Source organism: Arenibacter antarcticus (assembly GCF_041320605.1).
Taxonomy (GTDB): domain Bacteria; phylum Bacteroidota; class Bacteroidia; order Flavobacteriales; family Flavobacteriaceae; genus Arenibacter; species Arenibacter antarcticus.
Genome location: NZ_CP166679.1, coordinates 1,990,306 through 2,016,713 on the forward strand (window position 1 = coordinate 1,990,306; position 26,408 = coordinate 2,016,713).

At 38.9% G+C, this 26,408-nt stretch carries 26 protein-coding genes; 13 read left to right on the forward strand and 13 right to left on the reverse strand.

Features of this window, described 5'->3' with window-relative positions:
- Window positions 1-32: 32 nt before the first annotated feature.
- The 4 genes from KCTC52924_RS08155 to KCTC52924_RS08170 form a co-directional block, all read right to left on the reverse strand.
- Window positions 33-548: a ferritin gene (locus KCTC52924_RS08155; protein ID WP_251806231.1), complete on the reverse strand. Its 516-nt coding sequence runs from the start codon at window positions 546-548 to the stop codon at window positions 33-35.
- Window positions 549-731: 183 nt separating this feature from the next.
- Window positions 732-1,052, reverse strand: coding sequence for a hypothetical protein (locus tag KCTC52924_RS08160; RefSeq protein ID WP_251806232.1), 321 nt, complete (start codon window positions 1,050-1,052; stop codon window positions 732-734).
- 40 nt (window positions 1,053-1,092) lie between these two features.
- Complete coding sequence (locus KCTC52924_RS08165; protein WP_251806233.1) at window positions 1,093-1,563, reverse strand: Lrp/AsnC ligand binding domain-containing protein; 471 nt, start codon at window positions 1,561-1,563, stop codon at window positions 1,093-1,095.
- 173 nt (window positions 1,564-1,736) lie between these two features.
- Window positions 1,737-3,113 (reverse strand): saccharopine dehydrogenase family protein, encoded by a 1,377-nt coding sequence (locus KCTC52924_RS08170; protein ID WP_251806234.1) that lies wholly within the window; start codon window positions 3,111-3,113, stop codon window positions 1,737-1,739.
- Between the two features lie 78 nt (window positions 3,114-3,191).
- Here KCTC52924_RS08170 and KCTC52924_RS08175 point away from each other — a divergent pair, with 78 nt between their 5' ends.
- Together KCTC52924_RS08175 and pckA are read left to right on the forward strand one after the other, a co-directional pair.
- Complete coding sequence (locus KCTC52924_RS08175) at window positions 3,192-3,584, forward strand: DUF423 domain-containing protein (protein ID WP_251806235.1); 393 nt, start codon at window positions 3,192-3,194, stop codon at window positions 3,582-3,584.
- 60 nt (window positions 3,585-3,644) lie between these two features.
- Window positions 3,645-5,261, forward strand: coding sequence for a phosphoenolpyruvate carboxykinase (ATP) (pckA, locus tag KCTC52924_RS08180; protein ID WP_251806236.1), 1,617 nt, complete (start codon window positions 3,645-3,647; stop codon window positions 5,259-5,261).
- A 94-nt stretch (window positions 5,262-5,355) separates the two neighbouring features.
- Here the strand turns inward: pckA and KCTC52924_RS08185 are convergent, their stop codons facing one another.
- Genes KCTC52924_RS08185 through KCTC52924_RS08195 form a run of 3 tightly spaced genes read right to left on the reverse strand, consistent with a single transcriptional unit; the run spans window position 5,356 to window position 8,431 of the window.
- Window positions 5,356-6,102, reverse strand: a complete 747-nt coding sequence (locus KCTC52924_RS08185) for a uroporphyrinogen-III synthase (RefSeq protein WP_251806237.1) — start codon at window positions 6,100-6,102, stop codon at window positions 5,356-5,358.
- On the reverse strand, window positions 6,099-6,764 hold the full coding sequence (locus KCTC52924_RS08190; RefSeq protein WP_251806238.1) for a DUF4271 domain-containing protein: 666 nt from the start codon (window positions 6,762-6,764) through the stop codon (window positions 6,099-6,101). The genes KCTC52924_RS08185 and KCTC52924_RS08190 overlap by 4 nt, the downstream gene beginning before the upstream one ends.
- Window positions 6,764-8,431: a glycosyltransferase family 39 protein gene (locus KCTC52924_RS08195; RefSeq protein ID WP_251806239.1), complete on the reverse strand. Its 1,668-nt coding sequence runs from the start codon at window positions 8,429-8,431 to the stop codon at window positions 6,764-6,766. The genes KCTC52924_RS08190 and KCTC52924_RS08195 overlap by 1 nt, the downstream gene beginning before the upstream one ends.
- Before the next feature lie 279 nt (window positions 8,432-8,710).
- Here KCTC52924_RS08195 and KCTC52924_RS08200 point away from each other — a divergent pair, with 279 nt between their 5' ends.
- From KCTC52924_RS08200 to KCTC52924_RS08210, 3 genes are read left to right on the forward strand one after another with little or no spacing between them, the layout of a single operon-like run.
- Window positions 8,711-9,439, forward strand: coding sequence for a polyprenol monophosphomannose synthase (locus KCTC52924_RS08200; protein ID WP_251806240.1), 729 nt, complete (start codon window positions 8,711-8,713; stop codon window positions 9,437-9,439).
- A 1-nt stretch (window position 9,440) separates the two neighbouring features.
- A complete protein-coding gene (locus KCTC52924_RS08205) occupies window positions 9,441-10,775 on the forward strand; it encodes a dihydroorotase (RefSeq protein WP_251806241.1) in 1,335 nt (444 codons plus the stop codon).
- A gap of 2 nt (window positions 10,776-10,777) precedes the next feature.
- Window positions 10,778-11,197, forward strand: a complete 420-nt coding sequence (locus KCTC52924_RS08210; RefSeq protein ID WP_251806242.1) for a DUF4296 domain-containing protein — start codon at window positions 10,778-10,780, stop codon at window positions 11,195-11,197.
- Here KCTC52924_RS08210 and KCTC52924_RS08215 read toward each other — a convergent pair.
- The gene (locus tag KCTC52924_RS08215; RefSeq protein ID WP_251806243.1) at window positions 11,178-12,185 is read right to left on the reverse strand and encodes an NAD-dependent epimerase/dehydratase family protein; all 1,008 of its coding nucleotides are present in this window, start codon (window positions 12,183-12,185) and stop codon (window positions 11,178-11,180) included. The two genes, KCTC52924_RS08210 and KCTC52924_RS08215, sit on opposite strands and share 20 nt — an antisense overlap.
- A 314-nt stretch (window positions 12,186-12,499) precedes the next feature.
- On the opposite strand from KCTC52924_RS08215, the gene tyrS reads away from it, so the two are divergent.
- Together tyrS and KCTC52924_RS08225 are read left to right on the forward strand one after the other, a co-directional pair.
- Window positions 12,500-13,795 (forward strand): tyrosine--tRNA ligase, encoded by a 1,296-nt coding sequence (tyrS, locus tag KCTC52924_RS08220; protein WP_251806244.1) that lies wholly within the window; start codon window positions 12,500-12,502, stop codon window positions 13,793-13,795.
- A gap of 184 nt (window positions 13,796-13,979) precedes the next feature.
- On the forward strand, window positions 13,980-14,510 hold the full coding sequence (locus tag KCTC52924_RS08225) for a hypothetical protein (protein ID WP_251806245.1): 531 nt from the start codon (window positions 13,980-13,982) through the stop codon (window positions 14,508-14,510).
- On the opposite strand, the gene KCTC52924_RS08230 is transcribed toward KCTC52924_RS08225, so the two are convergent.
- The 5 genes from KCTC52924_RS08230 to KCTC52924_RS08250 form a co-directional block, all read right to left on the reverse strand.
- Entirely contained in the window at window positions 14,505-15,494 is a 990-nt protein-coding gene (locus KCTC52924_RS08230; RefSeq protein WP_251806246.1) for an acyl transferase, read from the reverse strand. The two genes, KCTC52924_RS08225 and KCTC52924_RS08230, sit on opposite strands and share 6 nt — an antisense overlap.
- Window positions 15,495-15,670: 176 nt before the next feature.
- Window positions 15,671-15,994, reverse strand: coding sequence for a T9SS type A sorting domain-containing protein (locus tag KCTC52924_RS08235; RefSeq protein ID WP_251806247.1), 324 nt, complete (start codon window positions 15,992-15,994; stop codon window positions 15,671-15,673).
- Window positions 15,995-16,175: 181 nt separating this feature from the next.
- Window positions 16,176-16,487, reverse strand: coding sequence for a T9SS type A sorting domain-containing protein (locus tag KCTC52924_RS08240; protein WP_251806248.1), 312 nt, complete (start codon window positions 16,485-16,487; stop codon window positions 16,176-16,178).
- 383 nt (window positions 16,488-16,870) lie between these two features.
- On the reverse strand, window positions 16,871-19,699 hold the full coding sequence (locus KCTC52924_RS08245) for a TonB-dependent receptor (protein WP_251806249.1): 2,829 nt from the start codon (window positions 19,697-19,699) through the stop codon (window positions 16,871-16,873).
- An 89-nt stretch (window positions 19,700-19,788) separates the two neighbouring features.
- The gene (locus tag KCTC52924_RS08250; protein WP_251806250.1) at window positions 19,789-21,234 is read right to left on the reverse strand and encodes a hypothetical protein; all 1,446 of its coding nucleotides are present in this window, start codon (window positions 21,232-21,234) and stop codon (window positions 19,789-19,791) included.
- A gap of 280 nt (window positions 21,235-21,514) precedes the next feature.
- On the opposite strand from KCTC52924_RS08250, the gene KCTC52924_RS08255 reads away from it, so the two are divergent.
- From KCTC52924_RS08255 to KCTC52924_RS08280, 6 genes are all read left to right on the forward strand, one after another.
- Window positions 21,515-22,201, forward strand: a complete 687-nt coding sequence (locus tag KCTC52924_RS08255; protein WP_251806251.1) for a response regulator transcription factor — start codon at window positions 21,515-21,517, stop codon at window positions 22,199-22,201.
- Entirely contained in the window at window positions 22,201-23,256 is a 1,056-nt protein-coding gene (locus KCTC52924_RS08260; RefSeq protein ID WP_251806252.1) for a cell wall metabolism sensor histidine kinase WalK, read from the forward strand. The genes KCTC52924_RS08255 and KCTC52924_RS08260 overlap by 1 nt, the downstream gene beginning before the upstream one ends.
- A gap of 200 nt (window positions 23,257-23,456) precedes the next feature.
- A complete protein-coding gene (gene trmB, locus KCTC52924_RS08265) occupies window positions 23,457-24,128 on the forward strand; it encodes a tRNA (guanosine(46)-N7)-methyltransferase TrmB (RefSeq protein ID WP_251806253.1) in 672 nt (223 codons plus the stop codon).
- 3 nt (window positions 24,129-24,131) lie between these two features.
- Window positions 24,132-24,764 carry a LysE family transporter gene (locus KCTC52924_RS08270; protein WP_251806254.1) on the forward strand — a complete coding sequence of 211 codons (633 nt, stop codon included), beginning with the start codon at window positions 24,132-24,134 and terminating at the stop codon, window positions 24,762-24,764.
- Window positions 24,764-25,099 carry an MGMT family protein gene (locus tag KCTC52924_RS08275; RefSeq protein WP_251806255.1) on the forward strand — a complete coding sequence of 112 codons (336 nt, stop codon included), beginning with the start codon at window positions 24,764-24,766 and terminating at the stop codon, window positions 25,097-25,099. The genes KCTC52924_RS08270 and KCTC52924_RS08275 overlap by 1 nt, the downstream gene beginning before the upstream one ends.
- Window positions 25,100-25,260: 161 nt before the next feature.
- Window positions 25,261-26,406 (forward strand): Mrp/NBP35 family ATP-binding protein, encoded by a 1,146-nt coding sequence (locus KCTC52924_RS08280; protein WP_251806256.1) that lies wholly within the window; start codon window positions 25,261-25,263, stop codon window positions 26,404-26,406.
- Window positions 26,407-26,408: the final 2 nt, after the last annotated feature.

The following is a 26,408-nucleotide window of genomic DNA, read 5'->3' on the forward strand; positions in this document are numbered from 1 at the left end:
AAAAGGGTAGGCAGTGATTATACGTTGTAGTACTACGCTCCTATTTTAATACGTTCGTCAATAAATTTAAGAGCAATACCATCTCTACCCATTAATTCGAACATATCCAAAATATCTCTAAGTGCTTTCTCTTCTTCTAGTTGTTCTGCAACAAACCACTGAAGGAAATTTTCCACTACATAGTCCTGATCCTTTCTGGCTGTGGCCAAAAGTTCATGAATGGATTTAGTCACCATGATCTCGTGATCCAAAGCATTCTCAAAGACTTCTTCTAGACTTGAAAAGTCATGGTTGATATTCTCTACAGTTGGCGAGATAGCAATTCCCCCACAATCTGTTATAAATCTGAATATTTTCATCATATGCTCCCGCTCCTCTGCGGATTGCGCATAGAAGAAATCTGCACTATTTGCAAATGCATTTTGGTCACACCAAGAGGCCATGGCCAAATACGTGGCAGAAGCATGGGCCTCCAATTTTATCTGTTTGTTGAGAAGGTCCATAGTACTGACCTTTATACTCATCTGTTGTCTTGCAATATTTTTCATATTCCTATATTTTATTAATTAAGAGTTGTGTTTTGATGGGAACCTAATGATAAAGTGGTCCAAAACTAATTATCGGACCTCCGAAATTCCCCTTATTTCGTATAAAGATATCAAAATTGAAATTGAAAAGAGAATGGAATACCTTAAAAGTAATTAGACTGAAATTGTTTAAGGATAACGGGTTCAGGAAACTGCCATTATATTTTCTGAAGATATACCCAACCGTGCAAACCCATGGCAAACCAAGTGTTTTAGGTCCAATATCTCAAGAGTATTGAGTAGAAACAAATGCTCCTTATTGCACAGAACAAGTATTTCAAATCCATGTTTGTTGAGGTCCGCATCAAAGTGAGCTTCTATGGAAATGGAATTTACTTTTTGTCGCAATGCCAACAATTGGCAAAAAGTGAGTTTAACAACTTTCTGGCCAAAATCTATATAAAAACATCGATCCACATCGGATTGAAAAAGGGTATAGAATTTAGATTGACAAACTGTGCTCATTGAGTGCAAAAATAATACTTATTTAGACTCAATCCAAATATTACACCGTAATTTGACGGTCTATCTGTTGATCTAAGGAAATAAAGGTTTCTGTACGAGAAACGCCTTCTATTTGTTGTATATCCTTATTGAGTACTTGCATTAAATGTTCGTTGTCCCTACAGAGTACCTTTATTAAGATAGACCAATTCCCCGTAGTGTAATGACATTCCAATACTTCAGGAATTTTCTCCAATTCTTTTACTGCCAATGGGTTGCTCATGGCCTTGTCCAAATAGATGCCAATATAGGCCATTGTGGTGTATCCTAATGCCTTAGGATTTATAATAAACTTTGATCCCGCGATTAAGCCAGAAGCTTCTAGTTTTCGCAAGCGCTGATGTATGGCTGCGCCAGATATCCCTATTTTTCGGGCTATTTCAAGGATTGGTTTTCTGGCATCCAGCATTAGAAAATTTAGAATTTTCTTGTCAATTCCATCTATTTTAACTTTTTCATCAGAAGATCTCATTTTTTAATTTCAAATTTCATCATAAATATATTAAAATAGTTTCAAACTGTAAATTTACTTTAATGCGTTCGCAACTTAGTCTGGGGCAGCTAGGTTGTACCAGTCACTTTACAGGAAAATACGGCGAATTCGTAAAAGGCCGTGGTGAGGAAGGTATTCTTAAAATATTTTAATTATTGACCTGAAACAAAATCTGGATTATAACCCAAATATGGGACCTTGTATTCTTTAAAATGGATGCCAAACTTTTTAAGTTCTTCTAATATTGGCCCGTATACCTCCTTTTTAATCGGGATCTGTACTCCTGGAGTGGTTATTTTTTTATTCAATATAAATAATGTGGCAATCGCTACCGGTAACCCAACTGTTTTGGCCATGGCAGTGTGAGTTCTGTCTTCTCCAAGCACCACCATATTAGAATCTATCTGCTCTTTTTTTCCGTTAAGCTTGTAGCCAAATTTGTGGTACATAACAATCATATCCTTGTCTTGGTCCCCAAGGGTCCAGCTGTCTTCCAGTATTTTTTGTAATACCTGGGCAGGAGTAGCATTTTTTAGAAATATTTTTTTATTTGCGTCAAATAAGTTTAACTCTTTAAGTTTATCCCACATAATATCGTCTTGGTCGATCTTAAGGTAGTGGCGCATTTTTAATTCAACACTATCGGTTGGGGAATAGGGAAGAAATAGATTGGCAAATTCCCTATACGACATACCTTCAGAATGCTCTATGGTATAGCTGTCATCGGTCATTCCCATTTGCACGAACATGTTCCACGCTTTGGAGAAACCCACTCTCCTCATGGTTCCCCTATAAAGGGTAAGGGCATTCTGTAATCCGTAGGCTTCCCTGTATTTTAAGGAGTCCCTGTTGGCATAGACTTCAAATTTGCCATATCCCTCGACATCCAAAAACTCTGTACGACGGAATAATTTGTGATATGGGATATATTTATAGGTGCCTTCTTGAAAGAACATCGCTGCCCCACCCTGTCCGGCAAGGACAACGTTTCTGGGATTCCAGGTGAATTTATAGTTCCAAAGATTATTGTCGCTTTCAGGCGCTACAAGTCCGCCAGTAAAGGATTCGAACAGGATCATTTTGCCGCCCTTTTCCCTAATTTGATCTATAGCCTGCATGGCACTCATATGGTCTATTCCCGGATCCAATCCAATTTCATTCATAAAAATCAGTCCATTTTCTTTGGCTTGAGTATCTAGGGCTTGGATTTGGTCACTAACATAGGATGCGGTTACCAAGTGCTTTTTGTGTGCAATGCAATCTTTGGCAACTATAATATGTAGGTGTGCAGGTAACATAGAAATAACAATATCAGAAGCCTTAATTGCATTGCTTCTATCGGCTTCATTAAATATATCTAGCTTCAATATGCTGCAAGCCTTGTGCTTTTTTATCTTGTCTGGTAACGTTTCAGGTAATAAATCACAAATGGTGAGATGAAGGTTTTCTTCCACTGATTTTTCTAACAAATAATCAAGCATATATGAGGTCGATTTTCCGGCACCTAGGATCACTATTTTTCGCAACATACGTAATTTTACTTTCGAGTTAAACGATTACTAAGATATCAAAATGTTATATTTGTAAAGAATTTGATGAAATAAGTTATGAACAAAACAATTCTGGGCTTGGGAATATTTTTCGGCCTAACTGCCGTAATGCTCGGTGCCTTTGGAGCTCACGGACTGACCAATCTGGTAGATTCCAAGTCCTTAGATACATTTGGTACTGGGGTGCAATACCAAATGTACCATGCATTTTTTCTGATGATATTAAGCACATTGAATCCGTTATCTACCAAGAAAAGGAAATTAATTTCGTATTTTATTGTACTAGGAATTATTTGTTTTTCGTTTTCCATATATTTTCTTGCAACCAATGAATTAACAAGTTTCGACTTTAAACGAATTGCGCTCATCACCCCATTGGGAGGTGTTTTTCTTATCGTTGGTTGGGTTCTTCTGGGAGTCGGGGTAATGAAAACGGAAAATCCAAAATAAATTTAATTACCGTCTAAAACCTTATTTTTTTCTAATTTTGACAAATAAAACCAAGTTATTATGGATTCATCTACTTCATCTACGAAATCGATTTCGTTAAAACAGTATGGTTTAATAAACAGTAATATCCATTATCAATTACCACCTACCAAGTTGCACCAGATTAGCATTGAGAAGGGAATGGGTGTTGCCTCATCTACAGGTGCACTTGCTATAAATACCGGGGAATTTACCGGAAGATCTCCACTAGATAGATTTATAGTTAGGGATCAAATAACCGAGGATAAGGTTTGGTGGGGCAATGTAAATATTCCTTTTGCTAGCGATAATTTTGATGCCCTTTATGATAAGGTGATAAACTATCTTGATGAGAAAGAACTCTATGTTAGGGATTGTTTTGCCTGTGCAGACGAGGACTATAAAATGAACATTAGGGTGATTAACGAATATCCTTGGTCCAATATGTTTGCCTATAATATGTTTTTGAGGCCAACTGCGGAAGAATTGGTTGGTTTTGAGGCCGAATGGACGGTAATCAACGCCCCGGGTTTTATGGCCGATAGCGCTACTGATGGAACAAGGCAACACAATTTTGCAATCTTAAATTTTAGTAGAAAAATTGCCCTTATCGGAGGTACTGGATATACGGGTGAAATAAAAAAGGGGATATTTTCTGCCCTAAATTTTATTCTTCCGGTGTATAAAAATTGTCTTCCAATGCACTGCTCCTCCAATGTTGGGGAAGACGGGGATACAGCTATCTTTTTTGGACTTTCTGGTACCGGAAAAACTACTTTGTCTGCTGATCCGAATAGAAAATTGATTGGGGATGATGAGCATGGTTGGACCAAGGACAACACGGTATTTAATTTTGAGGGCGGATGTTATGCGAAGGTAATCCACCTCTGTGAAGATAATGAGCCTGAAATTTTTGGTGCCATTAAAAAAGGAGCGCTTTTGGAAAATGTGATTTTGGATGCCAATGGGGTAGTGGACTATGAAGATACCTCCATAACACAGAATACAAGGGTAAGCTATCCAATTTACAATATAGAAAACATACAGGTGCCCTCTATAGGCAAAAATCCAAAGAATATATTTTTCTTAACAGCCGATGCCTTTGGGGTACTACCTCCAATCTCTAAACTTACCCCTAGTCAGGCAGCGTACCATTTTATTTCTGGATATACGGCTAAAGTGGCCGGAACCGAAGCAGGGGTAGTGGAGCCAGTGCCTAATTTTTCCGCTTGTTTTGGGGCGCCGTTTATGCCATTGCATCCAGCGAAATACGCTGAGATGTTGAGTGAGAAAATGAAAGATGCCGGAGTAAATGTTTGGTTGGTGAATACTGGATGGACAGGAGGGCCCTACGGTGTGGGAACACGAATGAAACTAAAATACACACGGGCAATGATTAATGCTGTGCTCAACGGTGATTTGGGATTGTACTGCTATGACAAATACCATATCCATTCCGTATTTGGTGTGGCGCAACCTAGGGAGTGTCCAGGTGTACCCACTAGTGTCTTAAGTCCGAGGGCCACGTGGAACGATGATAAGGCTTACTATACAACGGCTTTTAAACTTACCAATGCCTTTAGAGAGAATTTTAAGAAGTTCGAATCTTTTGCCAGTGAGGAAATAAGACGTGGAGGACCACAACGTTACGCGTTCTAATAATAAAACCCGAGGTTTCCCTCGGGTTTTTATTTAACTTTTTTAGACCTTTTACTGTGATTCCCAAAAAAATAATAGGGAGTTAAGCAGGACCTTATCTTTTGTTTACAGTGGTAATGTACTTTTGAAGTGCCATGGTCATGGATGGAGTCTCTGGCGTAGGAGCTTGAATATCTATCCTTAAACCTGCATCAGTGGCCGCTTTTACCGTTGAATTCCCGAATACGGCAATTCTAGTGCCTTTCTGATCAAAATCAGGGAAATTCTTCAATAGCGATTCTATCCCGGAAGGACTAAAGAATACCAATACATCGTAGTATACATCCCTTAAATCGGAAAGATCGCTGATAACGGTTTTGTAAAAGATCCCTCTGGTCCAGTTTAGTCCTAAATTGGTTAAAGTTTCAGGAACTATTGGTTTTAGTACATCAGAAGATGGTAAAAGGAATTTCTCGTCCTTGTACTTCTTTAACAACACACTTAAATCAGGAAGATTCATTTTGCCTACGTAAATTTTACGCTTCCTATATACCACATACTTTTGCAGGTAATAAGCCACGGCTTCAGACTGACAGAAGTATTTCATAGAATCTGGCACCTTAAACCTCATTTCATCGGCAATCCTAAAAAAGTGATCCACAGCATTTCTGCTGGTAAGGATAATGGCTGTAAAATTATTAAGATCAATTTTTTGCTGCCTAACCATTTTGGCGTCAACCCCCTCTACATGAATAAAGGGCCTAAAGTCAACTTTTACTTTTTCCTTTTCTATGATTTTGGAATATGGAGAGTTCTCCATTTTAGGTTCTGGCTGAGAAACCAATATCGTTTTTACTTTCATAGGCTTCGTTCTAACAAATAGCTGCCAATTAAAATTATTGGTGCTATTTCTAAAGCGCAAAGATACAAAATAAAATACATAAAATTACTGGCAATGAAATTTTGATGATTTCTCAGGGCGGTAGCCCACCCCATAATATTAATCAAGAGAATCAATAGAATACTTGTGAAAACCACGGTTTTAGAACCTGGGAATATAAAATTCAAGGCAAGATTGGCCAAAAGCATTATAATGCCGCTATAATTTAAATAAGAGAGTTTTTTAAAGACTATTTCGGAAATGGTGGACTTGGAATTGAAGATAAAACCGTTGCTCAGTTGGAAAAACAGCTTTAACATAAGAAAAACGATCAGACCAAGGAGTATGGCCCCATAAGTTTCTACTGCATGCTTTTCCACGGGAGTGAAAAAAACCTCGTTTATAAAAAATAGAAAAAGTGACAAATTAAGTATTTGGAAACCAGTGATAAAAATATTGAACCAATTAAAAAGCTTGTCTTTTTTGTTGTACATAAAAATGTACTTGTTGTTAAAAGGCAGAATAATAAAATTGAGAAACCTGCTGTAAAATAAATTTTTGGCAAGTACCATAAAAAGTATGCTGGAGAATAGGATCAAAGTGATCCAATCTGCGGTAGTGGGGTTTCTTAGTATGGCTTCCATTATTCCAGCATTATGTTTTTACCGTTATATCCTAAATATAGCCCATTTTCAGAAATTCCCATTCTTAGGTAGGCAGTACCTTCTGTTTTTGGTTTCGGTATATTTATTTTAAAGTAGGTGGTGTCTTCCTGTTTAAGTTGTAACACACTAGGGTTTTCTGGCTTAACATCGATAAATGTGATTTCCGTTACCCGCTTGTATCGATTTAAAAAACTAACCCCAAACCTAAGCTTTTTTAGGTCTATATCCTCCAGATAGGGGTTATATACCTTTAAAATAACTGCGGCACTATCTTTTAAAGAGATAGATTTTTCGGGGATTATACACTGCAGTTTTCTATAAGATTCAAAATCATCCATATACTTTGCCCGGTACTCCTCCCCCTTTGCGCCAATAAATTGGAGGTCTCCCTTATTTAAATATCTAGAAACGTACAATATGCGCCTATGTTGTACCGCTTCTTCCGAATTGTCTATGGAATATTGGTTTAGTCGGTATTGGGTATTGTTAAGGGAATAGGATTTATTGCCGGTATAAAAGGCGTAAATAGCCGCATTTCCATAAGAATTATCAAAGACCACAGGCATGTTCCCAACATGTTTTTGTATAAAACTCACCCATTTTTTATTAAAATGTGTTTCAAATGGAATAGGTAGAACGGATCCAGTAACCAACCATACCCTTAAAAAAAGCAAAATAGCAATATTTGCCAATCCCAAACCGAAAATCCACCGCCTGTGCTTGGGGTGGTCCATCAGGTAATTAAAGCTGATTAATAGTAGCGGAATGCAGATGGCCACCAGCCATTGGGCTTGTACTTTTCTATTAAAACTACTAATAAAAAAGAAAATAATAAATCCATAGGTCAAATACACTAATGCCTTTGTAAACAGCTCCTTAATCTTAGTCTTTAGAAGTGCATAGTATACTAATGGAAAAATTAATCCGAAGAGTGCCATCAAGTTTAAGATATATCCAAGGGTGAAATTCACAAAATTATATGGACTGTTCGGTCTATCGGAAAGGTGATAACCAAGACTTATAAAGTTGTGGTTAAACATCCATATCAAATGTGGAACGTAACAAATAAGTGCAATTGCTACGGAAAACCAGGCATATTTATTAAATATCAGTTGTGTATTTGAAAACAAGACAAAAATAATAACCAATACGCCATGGTACTTGCTGTACATCATGGCAGCCATCAATAGGCCTAAAAGCATGGAATTTAAAAGCGTATTTTTTTTTATAAAATGCTTATAGGCCAATAAAAATAGGGTGACAAAAAACAGCAGATAAGTGTCTGGCAAGCTAAGGAAACCATAGGCATGCATCAGAGTAACGGCCAAAACAAGAACGCAGAAATGAAGCGTATAGGTTTCCTTTTTTGGATGGTTTATCAACTGCCAAAGAAATACAAGGTTTAAGGAGTATAGGATACAGCTTAGGAACCGTACCCCTAGTTCTCCGGGAAAAATAGCACTCCCCAGCCAGGTCATCCATGCCACCATCGGGGGATGGTCAAAATAGCCCCAGGCTAAATTTTGGGCGTAGTACCAATAGTAGGCTTCATCCAATAACAACTCCGTAGTTGCACTCTGTACTATATTCAGCACAAAGGTCAACGCTATAAATACTAGGAGAATTTTAGGTATTTTTTGTAGCATTGGATATGGTTTCCACAGCAAAATTACACATTGCAGTGGTTTAAACTTTTTCTTTTACCTACAAAGATCATATTAATCATCATAGTTCACCCTCTTTTTTGACCACTTCACCCTTTTTAAAGTGCGGAAAAATAATTTTATTTCAGTATAATTCCTGCTATTTTAGATTCCGAACACTTCATTATAAAAAGAACCTAAAGTTTAAAAAAAGCATAAAAATGGTTCTATGTTTCACTACAGATTTTAAAATACTATTTTTGCTAAAATTGAAATATATAGATGGCGGATAGCTTAGTCATTATTCCTACCTTCAATGAAATTGAGAACATTGAGCTTATTATTCACGCGGTCTTTGCATTGGAGAAGGATTTCAGCATTCTTATCGTTGACGATAATTCTCCAGATGGAACCGCTGAGGCGGTAAGGTCATTACAGGGGAAATTTGAAAATCGCCTATTTTTAGAGGTGAGACAGGAGAAATTTGGGTTGGGAACAGCCTATATCCATGGATTTAAATGGGCCATTGAAAGAAAATTCGACTATATTTTTGAAATGGATGCCGATTTTTCACATGCTCCCACCGATCTAATAAAACTGTATCAAGGATGTTTAGACGGGGCAGATGTGGCCATAGGTTCTAGGTACAAAAAAGGGATCAATGTTGTTAATTGGCCTTTGCACAGGATTCTTTTATCTTATGGGGCATCGTTTTATGTAAAGTTGATTACCGGGATGAGGGTGCACGACCCAACAGCAGGCTTTGTCTGCTATAAAAGAAAAGTTTTGGAAACCATTGATCTGGATTCGGTTAAATTTATTGGATACGCATTTCAAATAGAAATGAAATTTAGGGCCTATCTTCAAAAATACAAGCTTGTAGAAGTACCTATAATTTTCACCGATAGGATCCGTGGTAAATCAAAAATGAGTACATCCATAGTTGGAGAGGCCGTATTTGGCGTACTTCAAATGAAAATTAGGAGCTTGTTTCGAAAAAATAAATTTTAATATGGGCAAAACGATACTAAAGAACGCTACCATTGTTAATGAAGGCCAAATCTTTACCGGGGACATCTTATTGGAAAATAATAAGATCCAAAAGATTGATAACCATATAGCTTCCATTGGAGCTAAGGAGATTAATGTGGAAGGAAAATATGTTTTGCCAGGAGTTATAGATGACCAGGTGCATTTTAGGGAACCTGGACTTACCCATAAAGGGAACATTGCCACGGAAAGCAGGGCAGCTGTCGCTGGAGGGATCACTACATTCATGGAACAGCCCAATACCAATCCGCAGACCACTACGATTGCAGCCTTGGAAGACAAATTTGAGATTGCCAGACAATCGGCTTTTGCCAATTATTCCTTCCTGTTTGGGGGAACCAATGATAATCTGGAAGAACTTAAAAAATTGGACAAAAATGCCTGTTCAGGGGTCAAGCTTTTTTTAGGCTCATCTACCGGAAATATGTTGGTAGACAACGAAGAGGTCATCGAAAAAATATTTAGGAATACCGAGATGGTGATTTCCACACATTGTGAGGATGAATCCACGATACGAAAAAATATGGCGTTCTATAAAGAGCGTTACGGGGAAGATATTCCTATGAAATACCACTCTATGATAAGGAGCGCGGAAGCCTGCTACCTGTCGTCGTCCAAAGCCGTTGCTCTAGCGAAAAAAACTGGAGCCCGACTCCATATTTTTCATGTTTCCACAGGGAAGGAGACAGGGCTTTTTAGGAATGACATTCCCCTAGAACAAAAGAAAATAACCTCGGAGGTCTGTATTCACCACCTCTGGTTTTCCGAGGAGGATTATGAAACCAAAGGGACGCTAATTAAATGGAACCCTGCCGTGAAGACCGCCGCTGATCGTGACCAGCTATGGGAGGCATTGTTAGATGATCGTATAGACGTAATCGCAACTGACCACGCTCCTCATACCCTAGAAGAGAAAAACAATTTGTATACCGTAGCCCCGTCTGGAGGGCCGTTGGTGCAACACGCCTTGCCCGCTATGCTAGAAAACTATCATTCCGGAAAAATAAGCTTAGAGAAGCTAGTGGAAAAAATGTGCCATAATCCCGCAAAGTTGTTTCAGGTAGAGAAACGGGGATATGTTAAGGAAGGGTATTTTGCAGACCTAGTAGTGGTAGATCTAAACGATCCATGGAAAGTGACCAAGGACAATATCGCCTATAAGTGCGGTTGGTCTCCCTTTGAAGGGAATTCTTTCCGTTCAAAAATAAGTCACACTTTTGTAAATGGCCATTTGGCCTATGAAAATGGATTGTTTTCCAAGGAAAGAAACGCAATGAGGTTAACCTTTAATAGATAGTTATGGTAAAATACCTGCTAGCCCTATTTCTTTTATTCTTAGTAGCCTGCAATGAGGAAGTGGTGAAAAAGCCAAACAACCTTATTCCACAGGAGGAGATGGTTTCTATTCTGTACGATATCTCTTTGTTGAATGCCGGCCGATCCATCAATCAAAATATTTTAAATGAATACGAGATAGAGCCCATGGGTTATATCTATAAAAAATATGCTATTGATAGTCTTCAATTGGTAACTAGCGATGCTTTTTATGCATCCCTACCAACGGTTTATGAGACTATATATACCGAAGTGAAGGTGAAATTGGAAAGTGAAGAGGAGTTCCTGAAAGCCAAACAGGAAGAAGCTACCGAGAAAGCAGCAGAAAAAGCCAAGGAATTACTAAAGGCAAAATCAATAAAGTCTAAGGATTCTCTTCTATAAACTTGGCGCAGGAAAGGGTAATGATATTCTCCAAAGATTCATAGGAACGCCCTAGGAACTCTTTGGATTTACTGTTATTGAACCGCTGTGTTTTTCGTAAGGAACGAACCGAATTTTTGGTGAGCCTCCGGTCTCGGTTAGTCAACAGGACTGCCAACCAATCCAATCTCCAAAATAGTTCCAATTGCCAAAATTTAAGCTGAATTTTAGGGCCTGATCTGTTAAAGGCCTTGGTTAGCCGATCTAAAATTTCCTTATAACTTAGATTTTCCGCAACGGCAATGAATTTTTCGTTCTTAACGGCAGCATCCATCAATTGGGTCATTAAGGAAACCACATCCTGCACTGCAACAAAGGCAGTGCCTCCTGGAGGATAGAATTTTCTTGCTTTATAAGCGTTTTGAAAAAGGAGTCCGGTACCAGTATCCCAAAAGCCAGGTCCTATAATAACCCCTGGATTAACGATTACCACCGGCAGATTTTCCTGTGACCCACGCCAGACCTCAAGTTCGGCATCCATTTTGGACAGCGCGTATACATTGGCGTGGTGAGTGGTCCAATCCGTTTCCTCTGTGGCGGCCTGCTCGTCTAGCGTTCTCCCTATAGCTGCTATGGAGCTTACATAGCACAATTTTTTTATTTGGTGCGCTATACAAAGATTTACAATGTTTTTGGTTCCTTCTACATTAACGGTCCTCAGTAGTTCATAGTCGCTGGGATTAAATGAAATTAGGGCGGCACAATGGTATACTTGGGTAACGTTTTGAAACGCTATTTCCAAAGCAGGAATATCGTTAAGATCAGCCTCTACCCAATTAATTTTTTTAAATAAGGAGTTAGATGCCTCACTATAGTAGCTAAAAACTTTCTCTACTTCCTTTAAATTGCTGGTTGTTCTATACGTGGCTTTTACTTCCTTGCCCAATTGCAATAAGTGCAAGAGAAGATGTGCTCCCACCAAACCCGTACCTCCTGTGACTAAAATCATGGCCCAAATTTACTCATTTACACGGATAAATCTAAAATTCATTGATGCTTAAAACTGGGTTTCAATATTTATCCCCCAGCCTATACCAGCAGGTACAAAATGGAGGGTTAGAAGCTATTTTTTTGGTCTCCTCATGGAGCCGCGATTTTAAAATTTTGGTTGTATTGTCTAAAATTACAAGGAAATGGATCAACTGTCTTCTTGTTCGCCACATGAAATGGTGGTCCTTAGATTATTTTATTCTGTTTTTAGCAAGAAGAAAGCAAGCTATTTGCTTTATCTTTGCCGCTATTATAGAAAAGTAAATTTTAAGCATGACTTCAAATTTTGTAGAAGAACTAAGATGGAGGGGTATGTTGCACGACGTGATGCCCGGAACAGAGGAACATTTATTAAGTGGTATGCAGTCTGCCTATGTAGGAATAGACCCTACAGCAGATTCACTTCATATCGGGCACTTGGTAGGGGTGATGATGCTGCGGCATTTTCAATTGGCAGGACATAAACCCTATGCTCTGATTGGTGGAGCCACAGGGATGATCGGTGATCCTTCCGGGAAATCTTCAGAACGTAATTTGCTAGATGAAGCTACTTTGGCACATAACCAAGCAGGGATAAAAGGCCAACTTGCTCGCTTCTTAGACTTTAATAGTGGTAAGGATAATAGTGCGATCTTGGTTAATAATTACGACTGGATGAAGGATTTTTCCTTTTTAGAATTTATCCGTGATGTAGGTAAGCATATTACCGTGAATTATATGATGGCCAAGGATTCAGTTAAAAAAAGATTGACGGCTGAGGCAAGTGAAGGATTATCCTTTACCGAATTCACTTATCAATTGGTGCAGGGATACGATTTTCTACACCTATATAGAACCCATAATTGCACACTTCAAATGGGAGGTAGTGATCAATGGGGGAATATTACCACTGGTGCCGAACTTGTTCGTAGGATCGACGGCGGTAAAGGGTACGCCCTTACTTGCCCTTTGATCACAAAGGCCGATGGCACCAAATTTGGAAAATCTGAGGGTGGTAATATTTGGTTGGATTCCGAAAGGACATCACCCTATAAATTCTACCAGTATTGGTTGAATACTTCGGATGAGGACGCTGAAAAATATATCAAAATATTCACCTTTTTAAGCAAGGATGAAATAATCGATTTGGTAAATACTCATAAGGAAGCACCACATCTAAGGGTGTTACAGAGGCGATTGGCAGATGAAATTACCGTAATGGTGCATTCCCAAGACGATTTGGACAATGCCATACAGGCTAGTAATATTCTTTTTGGGAAATCGACTTCCGAAGATCTTAAGAAATTGAACGAAAAAATATTTTTGGATGTTTTTGAAGGCGTACCACAAGCTGAGGTTGCTAGGGAAGATATTGAAAATGGTCTTGATATGATCGGAGCCCTAGCTGCTAAAACAAACTTTTTGGGATCTAATGGAGAGGCTAGACGGGAATTAAAACAAAATTCGATTTCCGTGAACCAAGAAAAAGTAAAGGAAGATTATACCATAACTACTGTAGACCTGATCAATAATAAGTTTGTACTGTTACAACGTGGGAAAAAGAATTATTTTGTTCTTGTAGTGCAATAGGTCGCATTCATTTGAGTTTAAATTTAAACAATCCCTGATGGCTCTGCCTCAGGGATTGTTGTTTTATCACTCCTTTGGGGGTGGATAGAAATGTTTTTATGGTTTTGGCTCCAGAGGCAAGGGGACGAGCTGAGGCAAAATATAGTAGTCGTTTTTCCGTTAGGGTACTAGAATTATAGATTTTATGAAGAAATATTTGATGATTTTTGCCGTTATAGCTCGATTTAGTGCTTGTGATAAGTTGGATGAACTCACCAAATTTGAGATGGATTATAAGCAGCGTGTGGTTATACCCTCCACTACAGGTATAGATTTGCCCTTTGATATTTATTCCCCGGAAAAGGAAACGAATGCTACTTCCGAGTTTGCTGTAAACGACACAAGAAAGGATCTTATAGAAGAAATTATATTGAGGCACCTTAGTCTAAACATAATCTCTCCGGAGGGGGAGGATTTTAGTTTTTTAGAATCCATTACCGTGTATATGTCAGCGGAGGATCTTCCCGAAATTCGTATTGCCTGGAATGAAGAGGTATCCGAAACTGCAGGTGGACTATTGGAATTGGAAACTTCCGTGGAAGACTTAAAGGAATATATTAAAAAAGACAGCTATTCTTTGCGGCTTAAAACAGTTATGGACGAATTTCTATCCTCGGATTATGAGATAGAGATAGTATCTGTATTCTTTGTGGATGCCAAGATCCTAGGGCTATAGGACCATTAAATTACAGCCTCGGACGTCCGAATGATCAAAACGTCCCAATATCTCAAAACTTCCATCTGGATGTACTTTGCCAAGGTCCTGGGTGGCTATAAACGCACAAGAATGTACATTGGCAAGGTCAATAATATTTATTCCCCCAGATTTTCCAGGTTCTTGTATAGATAAGGGGTCCTCCGTTTCCCTAGTTAATACTTTCATCCATTTTGGAGAATAAAAAATGCCGTTTCCATGGGAATACGCTTGGGATAACAGTTCTGTCATCCCGTATTCTGAGTGAATATGGGGCACCCCAAATCCGGTTTTTAACACCTGGTGTAGTTCTTCTCGAATCATTTCCTTTTTCCGGCCTTTCATTCCGCCGGTTTCCATGATTACCGTATTTTTTAGCTGTAAATTATATTTTTCCGCCATGTCTAACAGGGCAAAGGAAACCCCTAAGAGTAGTATTTTGGTATTGCTTTTCTCCAATTTTAGTAGCGTCCTTTGTAGATGTTCCAAGTCATCCAAGTAAAAACCACTATCGGGATGCTTGCTCTTTATTATCAGGTCATCGGCCATATAAATTAAAGAAGATCCTTCGCGTTCTAAATAGGAAGGGAGTAAGGCCAAGATGCAATGGTCGTTTATGGCGCCATAAAATTTTTCAAATGCGGTTAGGTAACTTTGTTCGTATATGGAAATATCCTTTACAAAGTGCTGGCTAACCTCACTGCCCGTTGTGCCACTACTCGTGAAAATAATCTCAGGCTGAAATGTGCCACAGATTACTTTATGAGATTTAAAAAAGGAAATAGGAAGAAAAGGGATGTCTTCTATGCGTTTAACATTGGATTCGTTCCTTCCCAAATGCTGGCAAAATTCGCGATATAACGGATTGTGATGATATTGTGACCCAAAAGTTTCTAACGCTAAGGCATTAAACTCTTTATCACTATCAATGCTAAATATATTTGTATAGGGCTTGTTCCAATTCACAGCTACAAAAGTAATAATATATGCAGTGGCTACGAGTCAAAATTAAATATTATTGAAGATAAATGGGTTTAATATGATGCTTCAATAAATTAGGTAGGAGGTGTTCCTATTTTCTAGGAATGTAGCGGTTTCAACTGGTTTAATATTGTGGAATAGCGTCGCGGTAGTTGATAATGTTATTTGATCACCAATTTTCTAGTCATTACTTTTTGGTTTTCGGTAACTTGAAGCGCATAAATTCCCGGAGTTAGTTTTGAGACATTTAACAAGGTGCTGCTTATCTTATCCTGAAGCACAATCCCTCCAAAAATATCGTAAACAACAATATTTTTTATTGCATTGTCTTTTGTTGTTATGTGTACTGCGCCATCAAAGGTGGGGTTGGGGTATAACTTAAAGTTTGTCATGGCCAACTCTTTATTGTCGGAGAGTTGGGCTAATTCTTGAGCGTTTAGGGCCAAGGAAAATACAACGAACAGTAAGGTGTAAAATAGTTTCATAGTCAATATTGATTTGGGATCAACATTTTAAATATAGGAAAAGACCTATCTGACAAAACTATTTTGTTGTAAACTGACCGAATTTGTAGGTAAAGAATGATATTGTAATCGATTAGTGTTGTTTATCGACTAAAAATGAGGTGGTTAAGGGCGATTGTAGTGGGTGGATTATTTTGAGAATCTATTTGATTACCAGTTTTCTGGCGACTACTTTGTTATGTTCAGTGACCCTTAGCATATACACGCCCGAATCTAGATTTTCTAAATTCAATTCTTTTCCAATAATGGTAGTTTGTAGAACCAAGGAGCCAAATATATCAAATATAAGTACCTTTTTGGGGGCGTTTAGGGTTGTGCTAATATATACCCTTCCATCGGTAGCAGGGTTGGGATATAATTTGAAGCCATCTATATCCCCACTGTTCCCTTTGGAATCTTGTCCATAGGAAAACGAAAGGAATAAGAATGTGACAATTAAGTAGAGTTGCTTCATTTAGACTAAACTACAATTTATTTTACACAAATGTAATAAAATTCAGGACAGAGCGTTGGTAGTCCTCAATGTTATGCAATTAAAATCGATGAAATGCAATGGAAGTACGCCAATAAACTGAAGAATATTCATGATGTTATTGGAAATTGATACCACCTTTTTAGTATCTTCTTATAGTACTGGATTTGGTTTTCCTGTGACTGGGTTCATTTTAGCATATAACCCCAATTTAAATAACCACGGGCTTTAGCCCGTGGTGGTTAGTCGGTTGTGTTATTGGCTTTAGTCAAATCTTCTGCTCTAAATGAAAATAATTTGAAATTTAGAGCAGAAACGTGACTAAAATCATGTATCATTTAATGAAAAAACTAGTATTGTTCAAATTAGAATTTTATGCTATATCCCAAAGAAAAAGCCCTACCTGGATTTCTTTTTGAGAAGGTTTTGTTTTCCGCCCTATAGGACTCATATTCGCTTACGATTGCCTTATCCAACAAGTTTTCTATCTTAAAACTTATAGTTTGCTCCTTATTGATCCCAAAATTTTTAGCGAAATTGAAATTTAAATGGTTAAAGGGCATAGAGTACACGTCCGGGACAAAACCGTTGCCCACCACTTGAAGCGTTTTTCCTTGTACATTGTAATTAAGGCCTATATGTACGCCATTATGGATTCCCTCATAATTTAATCCGGTGTTGATTAAGAATGGCGATTGCCCCTGAAGTTCCCTGTTATTCCCCAGACTTTCTCCCTCCCTTAATCCCAATTCTCTAAGATTGCGTTCACTTTCTCCATATACTTGGGTCGATTTTATTAAAGAGGTATTGAGGTTAAGACTGAAGTTGGTTAGCATCGGGGCTATAAAACCTAAGTTTTTTCGCAATTCAAATTCCAGCCCTATCACCTCCGCATCGCCTAGGTTTTTGGGCGTAAAATTATCGGAGGAAGATTTAAAATAAGTGAGTTCTATTGGGTCTGTAAATCTTTTGTAAAAACTACTCAATGCGATCATTTCGGCACTTTCCCCAAACCATTCCATCCTAAAATCAAAATTATTGATATAGGTGGGTTCTAACTCAATATTCCCGATAAAGGTATTGTTGGACAAGGGATCAAATATCTTGGCAATGGATGCCTCCTTAAAGGATGGTCTTGCGGTGGTCCGGGAATAGGAGCCCCTTAGATTGATATTTTCGTTTAATTCATAGATTAAATTGGCGGTTGGAAAAAAATCTAATTTATCTATGATTGGTTCGTTGTTGTAAATTACTTTTTGTGGATCGTTAATGTCCTTGTTGTCTTCTCCAGTGTATCTCGATACAAATTTCTCTACCCTAAGCCCTAGGATGGTCCGTAGTTTTTGACCTACCTTAAACTCATTGGATATATAACCGGCAATATTCTCCTGCTTGGCTTGGTAAGTATTAGCAGGCTCGGAAATGGAGATGTCTGGATCTATATAGGTGCCAGAATTAGTATTGACGGTCCATAGGTTTTCATCCAATAAAATATGATCTGCTATGCCGTTAAATTTGGTGGTTTGGGCATTGTTTTCCAATTCAAAGTTTAATATGCCGAAATCTCGATCTTTATAGGCACCATATGCTCCAAATTTTAACTTGGCATCTTTGTTGAAAAACTGGTATTTCTTAGTGAGGTCCAATTTCGCTACCGCATTCACCTCTTCTAAATCTCTCCATATCCGTTTGGGCTGATTGTTTTGTGGGATGCTATACACACCATCCTCTACCCGAAAAGAGGTTGTTCTAATATCCTTGTCCTGAATTCTGGAAAGAGTGGGGCTTAGCGTCCAATCCGTTGTCCAACTGGCGTCCGTGCTATTATGTGTGCCTGTTAGTTGTAGGTTGGATATAGCGCGCTGTGTATATTCCAAGTTGTCTTTTGAGAAATTTATATAATCTGAAAAATTCAAACTTTGTTGGAAATATCCAGCAGTAGACTCCCCATTTTGTATATGAAGCATATTAAGCTTGTAGTTAGATCTTTCTGTTTTAAAAGAAGTGCCAAAAAGTCCACTCAGTAATATATTGTGCTTGCCCAAATCTCCTTTTTGGGTCCTATCCGTTTCCAACTCGTATATGGAGGTGTCTGCATTTTTTCTATAAAAATTATTTTCCGCACCCTCGTAGAAAGTGGTTTTATTTTTATAGGAAATGGAGCCAAAAAATCCGATTCTATTTACGCCCTCTCCTACCTGATATTGATTTCCAGTGGTAAAACCCAAACTGTAATCCATTCCGCTTTTTTCCCTCATTGCAGACAGTGTTGGATTAAACTTTTTGGTGATGGCTGTTAATAAAGGACTGTATTCAAAAGTGTTGGGGATATATTGATTGCGATTAATAGGAACGCTTCGGGTTCCATTATCAAACCCCAGAAAATCAGTGGAGCTTCCTTTGTAATCCAAATAATTCTCATTAAAGTGCATTTCAGGATTATAACTGCCGCTTAAAGAGAAGCTGTGTTCTTTTTTATTGGGATAGTCCTTGGTCATAATATTGACGATTCCTCCCGTGAAATCTGAGGGTAGATCTGCGGAGGCCGATTTAAGTACCAGGATATTGTCTATGATATTGGTGGGAAAAATATCCAATTGGATGGTATTTCTGTCCGGATCAAGACCAGGTATATCTACCCCGTTCAAAATAGATTTGGTATACCGATCCCCGAGTCCCCTAACATATACATATTTCCCGCCTTGTACAGATACTCCCGGGACGCTTTTAATGGCACTTGCCACATCGTTGGCCCCCATTTTTTTGAAGGTCTCCGCAGAGAGTCCGTCCAACAGGTTCACCGCCCTTTTTTGAATGCCCAAAACTGACTTTTCGGTGTTTTTTTTAATACTTACCGATACCACAACCTCTTCCAGCCCCTCGGCAGAAGTTTCCATGGTGACGTCTAACTTAATAGACTCTTTCTGGGAAACCACAATGTCTGTAACTTCTACTGTTTTATAGCCGATGAAGGAAAACGCGAGGGAGTAGGTGCCTTCTTCCAACTCAAGCTTATAATTTCCATCGTAATCTGTGGTAGTCCCTACTGATGTTCCCTTAACAATGATGTTGGCAAATGGGACGGGATCCTGAAAGTCGGCATCTATTAGGGAGCCAATTACCTCCCCGCCTTGGGGATATAGGAGCTGAAATAGGAAGAATATAAAAATGGAGAGTCTAAGTTGATATTTCATATAAAAAGTTCGTTAACTATAAAAGGACCAATTGCCCGCAATTAGGTGTTGGCGGGCAAATGATAAATTGGTGAGAAAATTATTTTGTCTTAGAAAGCAGAGGCTCCTTGGCTCATAGCGTAAAAGGTCCATGAAAAAACGGAGGTGTCCGCTCCAACGGTTTGTGCGTCTTTTTCCACTTGAGTAGTCCAAGCTGCCGCTCTTTCCGTAAAGGAGGGGGCTAGGATTATTTTAGACTGTACGTCGTTTCCGGTGGCATCTTTTTTTACTTTTTCCGAAAATATAGAGTTATCAAAACCTACCACTTCCCAGGCTTCAAAAACCAATTTGCCGTCTAAAAAGTTTTGGGCCACATCGTTAGCGTCCAATTCCACATCCTTGCCCTCTGGAAATCCATAGGCATAAATATTGGAGGTAGTCCCCATGGCGTTGCTGCGGTAATCTGCATATTCCCCGTCTGCGGCTGTAGCACTACCAATAATAGTAGCATTTTTTAAGGTAAAAGAGCCTTCAAGGGATCCCTCGGGCCCATCAATTTCAAAGGCGTGATCTGAAGACTCCTCTAATATGACTACTGCATTGTCTATGGTGCCAGAATAAGCCTGATCTATGTCCAAAGCGTCATCTCCCTGTGCCCATACCAAAAGATTGGTCGCGTTTACGGTACCCCCAAAAAACTCGATCCCGTCGTCTACATTGGCCACAATTTCAATATGGTCTATTTTAGTGCCACTTCCTACAGAGCCTAGGGTAAGTCCGTTTATTTCATTTCCTTCCCCTATCAATGCGCCCCCATGTCTAATGGAGATATACTGTAAAACCCCGGAATTATCCTCATCGTTTAGTGCATCCCCTGGACCGTATAGTCCATAGGTGTCATCTGCAGGAATTCCTTCTATCTGTACTTCAGACACATCTCCTTTAAAGGATCCACTTGCCCTTCCTAGAATGATAAGTCCGCCCCAAAGCCCCCTTTGGGATTCGTCCAAGTTGGTTCCGGCTTTTTGGCCTACACCAATATTATCGGCTTCCGCAGTAAAAATAATGGGATTTCCTGCAGTTCCCTTGGCCATAATGGTAGCGCCTCTCTGTACAATTAGTGCAGAAGCTAGGGATCCGCTACCAGACTTTCCTTTTATAATGGTACCCGGTTCTATGGTAAGGGTCTTTCCTACCCCCACTACCACTTTCCCCGCCAAATGATATATATTGTTGGCCGTCCATTTGGTGTCTGAACTTATTTCTCCCGAGATGGTAATTATTTCGGCACAGGCGCCTCCTATATCTATTCCGGTTTCATCCCCGTTCTGAATGCCGTCATTGCAAGTGGCTATGTCATCTATACAAGGCTGGCAATTGGGTCCGCCGCAATCTATTCCCTTTTCCCCTTGGTTGCGAATGCCGTCATTACAAGTGGCAATTGCATCGGAAACTGGTGGCTCGTCATCGTTACTGCAAGAGGTGAGTAAAATACTAAGGAATGCTATTGCAGCGAATTGCAGTTGTTTGGATTGAAGTGTTTTTCTAAGATTCATTTTTTTAATGTTTAGTTCGATTTATAAAACACTGCAAATAAATCACTCAATTGTAAAGCTGGGGTTAGCCCGATATTAACCATTTGTTGGCTAAAGGTTACCATATTGTTACTATATGAAATGATCGTTAATTGGTTAGGGGTAATAGTATTATCTTTACTTTTGAAATGGTAAATCAAGAGCATTAAGTGATGTAAATAGGGATGTCCCTTACCAATTAAAAGAAAGTTTGCAAACTGTTCCCAGGAATAGAAAATCGTAAAAAAAGCAAAAGAAATAGATGAAAAAGAAAGATATTAAAATACTCCTAGTGGATGATGAGCCCGACATTCTAGAAATTGTGAGTTATAATTTATCTGCTGAGGGATATGATGTCTTTACTGCAAAAAATGGCGTTGAGGGCGTCGCCAAGGCAAAGAAAAAAAAGCCGCATTTAATCATTTTAGATGTAATGATGCCAGAAATGGACGGGATCGAAGCCTGCGAAATTCTTCGTAAAACTGCCGGTTTGGAAAATACTATAATTACCTTTCTTACCGCCAGAGGAGAAGACTATTCCCAGATGGCCGGGTTTGATGCCGGAGCGGACGATTATATCACCAAACCCATAAGACCCAAGGTTTTGGTGAGCAAGGTAAAAGCTTTGCTGAGAAGACTAAAGAATGATGGGATTGAGGAAGCGGACATCGTTAATGTAGGTGATATCACTATCAATAGAGAGGAATATAAAATTATTAATCTAGGGGAAGAGATAATTCTACCCAGAAAAGAATTTGAGCTATTGGCGCTTTTGACTTCCAAGCCCAATAAGGTTTTTAAGAGGGACGTGATATTGGATAGGGTTTGGGGAAACGAAGTGGTTGTTGGAGGTAGGACTATAGATGTTCATATTCGGAAATTACGTGAAAAACTTGGAGACGATCATTTTAAAACCGTAAAGGGAGTAGGGTATAAGTTTGTATTGTAATGGCGACCATCATAAAAAAATCATATCGATTTGCACTGCGTTCTGGATTACTGATTTCGGTAGTATTATCCCTGTTACTTTGGGTAATACAGCTCCTTACGGGAAAAGAGGATTGGTGGCAATTAGTTGGATTTACAATTGCCGCTAGTGTCATTTCTTTTGTTATTCTTCAAGTTAGGGTAGAGAAATTTATTTATAGAAGGATAGAAAAAATATATAAGGATGTTACCCTCCTTCAATCCACTTCCCTGGCTTCTAGGACCGTGACTACTGATATGCGGACGTTGACTAACGAAATAGAAAAATTTGCAAAGGACAAGAAAATCGAAATCGACACCCTGAAAATAAGGGAAGAGTACAGGAAAGACTTTTTGGGCAACGTTTCTCACGAATTAAAAACCCCACTCTTTACGGTGCAGGGATATATCCTAACGCTGCTAGACGGCGCTATGGATGACAAGGAGTTGCGAAAAAGATATTTACAACGTGCCAATAAAGGGGTAGAGCGGCTTATTTATATTGTCCAAGATTTGGATTTGATCACGAAATTGGAGGTAGAAGGCCAAAAAATGAATCTCGAGGATTTTGATATTTTGGAATTAGTACGAAATGTTTTTGAACTTTTGGAAATGAAAGCCGAGAAAAAAGACATAATCCTGACGTTCGATATGGAATACAAGAAGCCGATCTTTGTTAGGGCAGACAAAGAAAAGATACAACAGGTAATTACCAACCTTTTAGTGAATTCCATAAAATACGGACAAAGGAATGGTACCACGGAGGTAAGTGTGGAGAACTTGATAAAAAATAAGGTTATTGTAAGGGTAACCGATAACGGGGAGGGGATTTCTAAACAACATTTTGGAAGGATATTTGAACGCTTTTATAGAGTAGATAAAAGCGGTAGCCGTACAGAAGGTGGTTCTGGGCTTGGTTTAGCAATAGTAAAACACATTATTGAGGCCCATGACGAAAAGATTTATGTGGAGAGTGTTCATGATATTGGCTCGGAATTTTCATTTACCTTAGAAAAATCCATTATTAAGAAGGCGTAATCTGGAACTGTAATTCCGCGGATTTCCCTCATGTTTCCAGCGTTTTAATCTATTTTTGGTAATGCCCGTTGCCGTAGTAGGTCGCTTTACATCCTTATTAAAACAGTTGTTTGGAGCTATTTTTAAGATGGTAATGGCACACCCCTGAGAAACAAGTTAGATTTCCTTAGCTTTGCCAAATTATTAAATAGTTGAAATCTGTGGGAAGCAAGAACAAACTTAAAAGATTTAAGGAGAACGAGACCTTTGGAAACGTAATACAACCTACCAGGGAGGAAATTGTAAACGAAGGGTTCCCACATAAAGGAAAATGGAATAAATTTTTCGGGAATGACAATCCTATAGTCCTGGAGCTTGGCTGTGGAAAGGGTGAATACACCATCGGTATGGCCCAGCAAAATGGGAATAAAAACTTTATTGGGATCGATATTAAGGGAGCTCGATTTTGGCGTGGTGCTAAAACTGCTATAGACGAAGGCATTAAGAATACCGCATTTATTAGAACGCAGATAGAATTAATTGATGAGCTGTTTGATGAAAATGAGGTTTCCGAAATTTGGATTACCTTTCCAGATCCGCAGATCAAATACAAACGAACTAAACACAGGCTTACCAATGCCCTGTTTCTAGAAAAATATAAAACGATACTAAAAGAAGAAGGTACCGTAAACCTAAAGACCGATAGTGAGTTTATGCATGGCTATACTTTAGGACTCTTACATGGAAGCGGTTTGGAAGTTATCTATGCCAATCACGATGTGTACAAGAACGAAGGAAGTCCTAAGGAAGTATTGGAAATTCAGACATTCTATGAAAAGCAGTATCTTGAAAAAGGAAAGCCCATTACATATATCAAGTTTAGAGTATATTAGTCCATGGAGCATATTATAGTTCTTTTTTTTGCCACCTTCTCTGCAGCCTTTATGGCTACGGTACCTCCTGGATTGTTAAATATGAACGCTGCCAAGATCAGCGTAGAAAAAGGGAAGACTAACGGAATAATTTTTAGTTTGGGGGTGGCATGCATGATCATGGTCCAAGCCTATATTTCCGTATTAATCTCTAAATACTTATTTAATAATCCCGGGGTAATAGATCTGTTGTTAAAGATAGCGCTGGTCATCTTTGCCTTTTTTGCAATATATTTTTTTTTAAAAGCCGCAAAAATCAATGGGGAGGCCCCTCTAGAGATTGTTAAGGTAAGCAAGAGGAACAGTTTTTTTAAAGGGGTGTTATTAGCAGCCGTAAACTTACTTGCCATCCCTTATTACAGTGGGCTTAACGCAATGTGGAATGCCTCTGGTTGGATCAAATTTCAATTTAAGGACATAGCCACCTTTATTTTGGCCGCAGGTTGTGGAACCTTTACTGTGCTTTATTTGTACACTATTTATTTTACCAAGTTGGAAATAAAATCCGGCAGGTTTTCAAAAAATTCCAACTATATCCTAAGCGTTTTAATGATGCTTTTACTCGTAATTACTTTAATCCGGATTTTGTATACCTAATGAATCCCGAAAACACCAACTTTTTCCAAAAAGTGTATGTCGTAGTCCGGGAGATACCCTATGGGCGCGTGACATCCTACGGCGCCATTGCCAAATATTTAGGTATGGCAAGGAGTGCACGGATGGTAGGTTGGGCTATGAACAGCGCCCATAATATGGAGGATGTCCCCGCACATCGGGTGGTAAACCGCAAGGGTCTATTAACTGGGAAACATCACTTTGATGGGACTAATTTGATGCAGCAATTACTGGAAAATGAGGGGATTATAATAGTAGACAATCAAATTGTGGAGTTTGAAAAATTCTTCTGGGACCCCTGGAAGGAGTTGCAATAGAGATTATCGCCCCCCATTTTTTATTTACTTTTCTACGCTATAAAAATAATGGCCTCTTATAGGTGTTACTTTTTAATTCCATGCTTCTTATTCTCGGTCCTAAACCTTATCTTTGTAATTTAGAATCAGTTTTAATAAAAACTGAATAAGAATGTATTAGGATGAAATTAGACAAGAACGATATAAGGAAGGCACTGGAGAATATCACGGTTCCAGGAGAGGGCCAAAACATGGTTGAAAGTGGTGCATTAAAAAATATAATGGTGTTTGGTGATGAGGTGGTGGTAGATATTACTATTGCCAACCCTAGCTTGCAGGCCCGAAAGAAAACGGAGGTGGAAATTTTAAAAATTATCCATTCCGAAGTTTACCAAAAGGCTAAAATAACCGTTAATGTAAAGGTTGAGACCCCTGCCAAAGCCAAAGCCGAGGTAAACGAAATTAAAGGGAAGGCTATTCCCGGGATCAAAAATATTATTGCCGTCGCATCTGGTAAAGGAGGGGTAGGTAAATCTACCATTACAGCAAACTTAGCGGTTACCTTGGCGAAAATGGGATTTAAGGTAGGTTTGTTGGATGCTGATATATATGGTCCTTCCATGCCTATCATGTTCGACGTTGCTTTGGAAAAGCCCCTATCAGTTAATATTGACGGGAAATCTAAGATGAAACCCGTGGAGAATTATGGGGTAAAAATCCTTTCTATAGGATTCTTTACTCAACCTAACCAAGCGGTAATTTGGCGAGGCCCAATGGCGGCGAAAGCCCTTAATCAAATGATTTTTGATGCCCATTGGGGAGAGTTGGACTTTATGTTGCTCGATTTGCCTCCGGGTACAGGAGATATACATTTGAGTATAATGCAGTCGTTGCCCATCACGGGTGTGGTAGTAGTGAGCACTCCCCAAGAGGTGGCTTTGGCCGATGCTAGGAAAGGGGTTGCCATGTTCCAACAAGAGTCCATTAACGTTCCGGTTTTGGGGATAATAGAAAATATGGCCTATTTCACTCCTGATGAATTGCCAAACAATAAATATTATATCTTTGGTAAGGAAGGTGCCAAGCATTTGGCAGAAGATCTAAAAGTGCCATTCTTGGGAGAAATTCCTTTGGTGCAGAGTGTTAGGGAAGCTGGGGATTTAGGAAGGCCAGCAGCAATGCAAACTGCTACACCGATAGAGAGCGCATTTGAGGAAATCACCAAAAATGTGGTTAGGGAAGTAGTAGGAAGGAACAAGGGCTTACCGCCTACGGAAGCTATTAAAATAACTACAATGGCGGGTTGTTCGGCTGTTAAAAAGAAGTAACT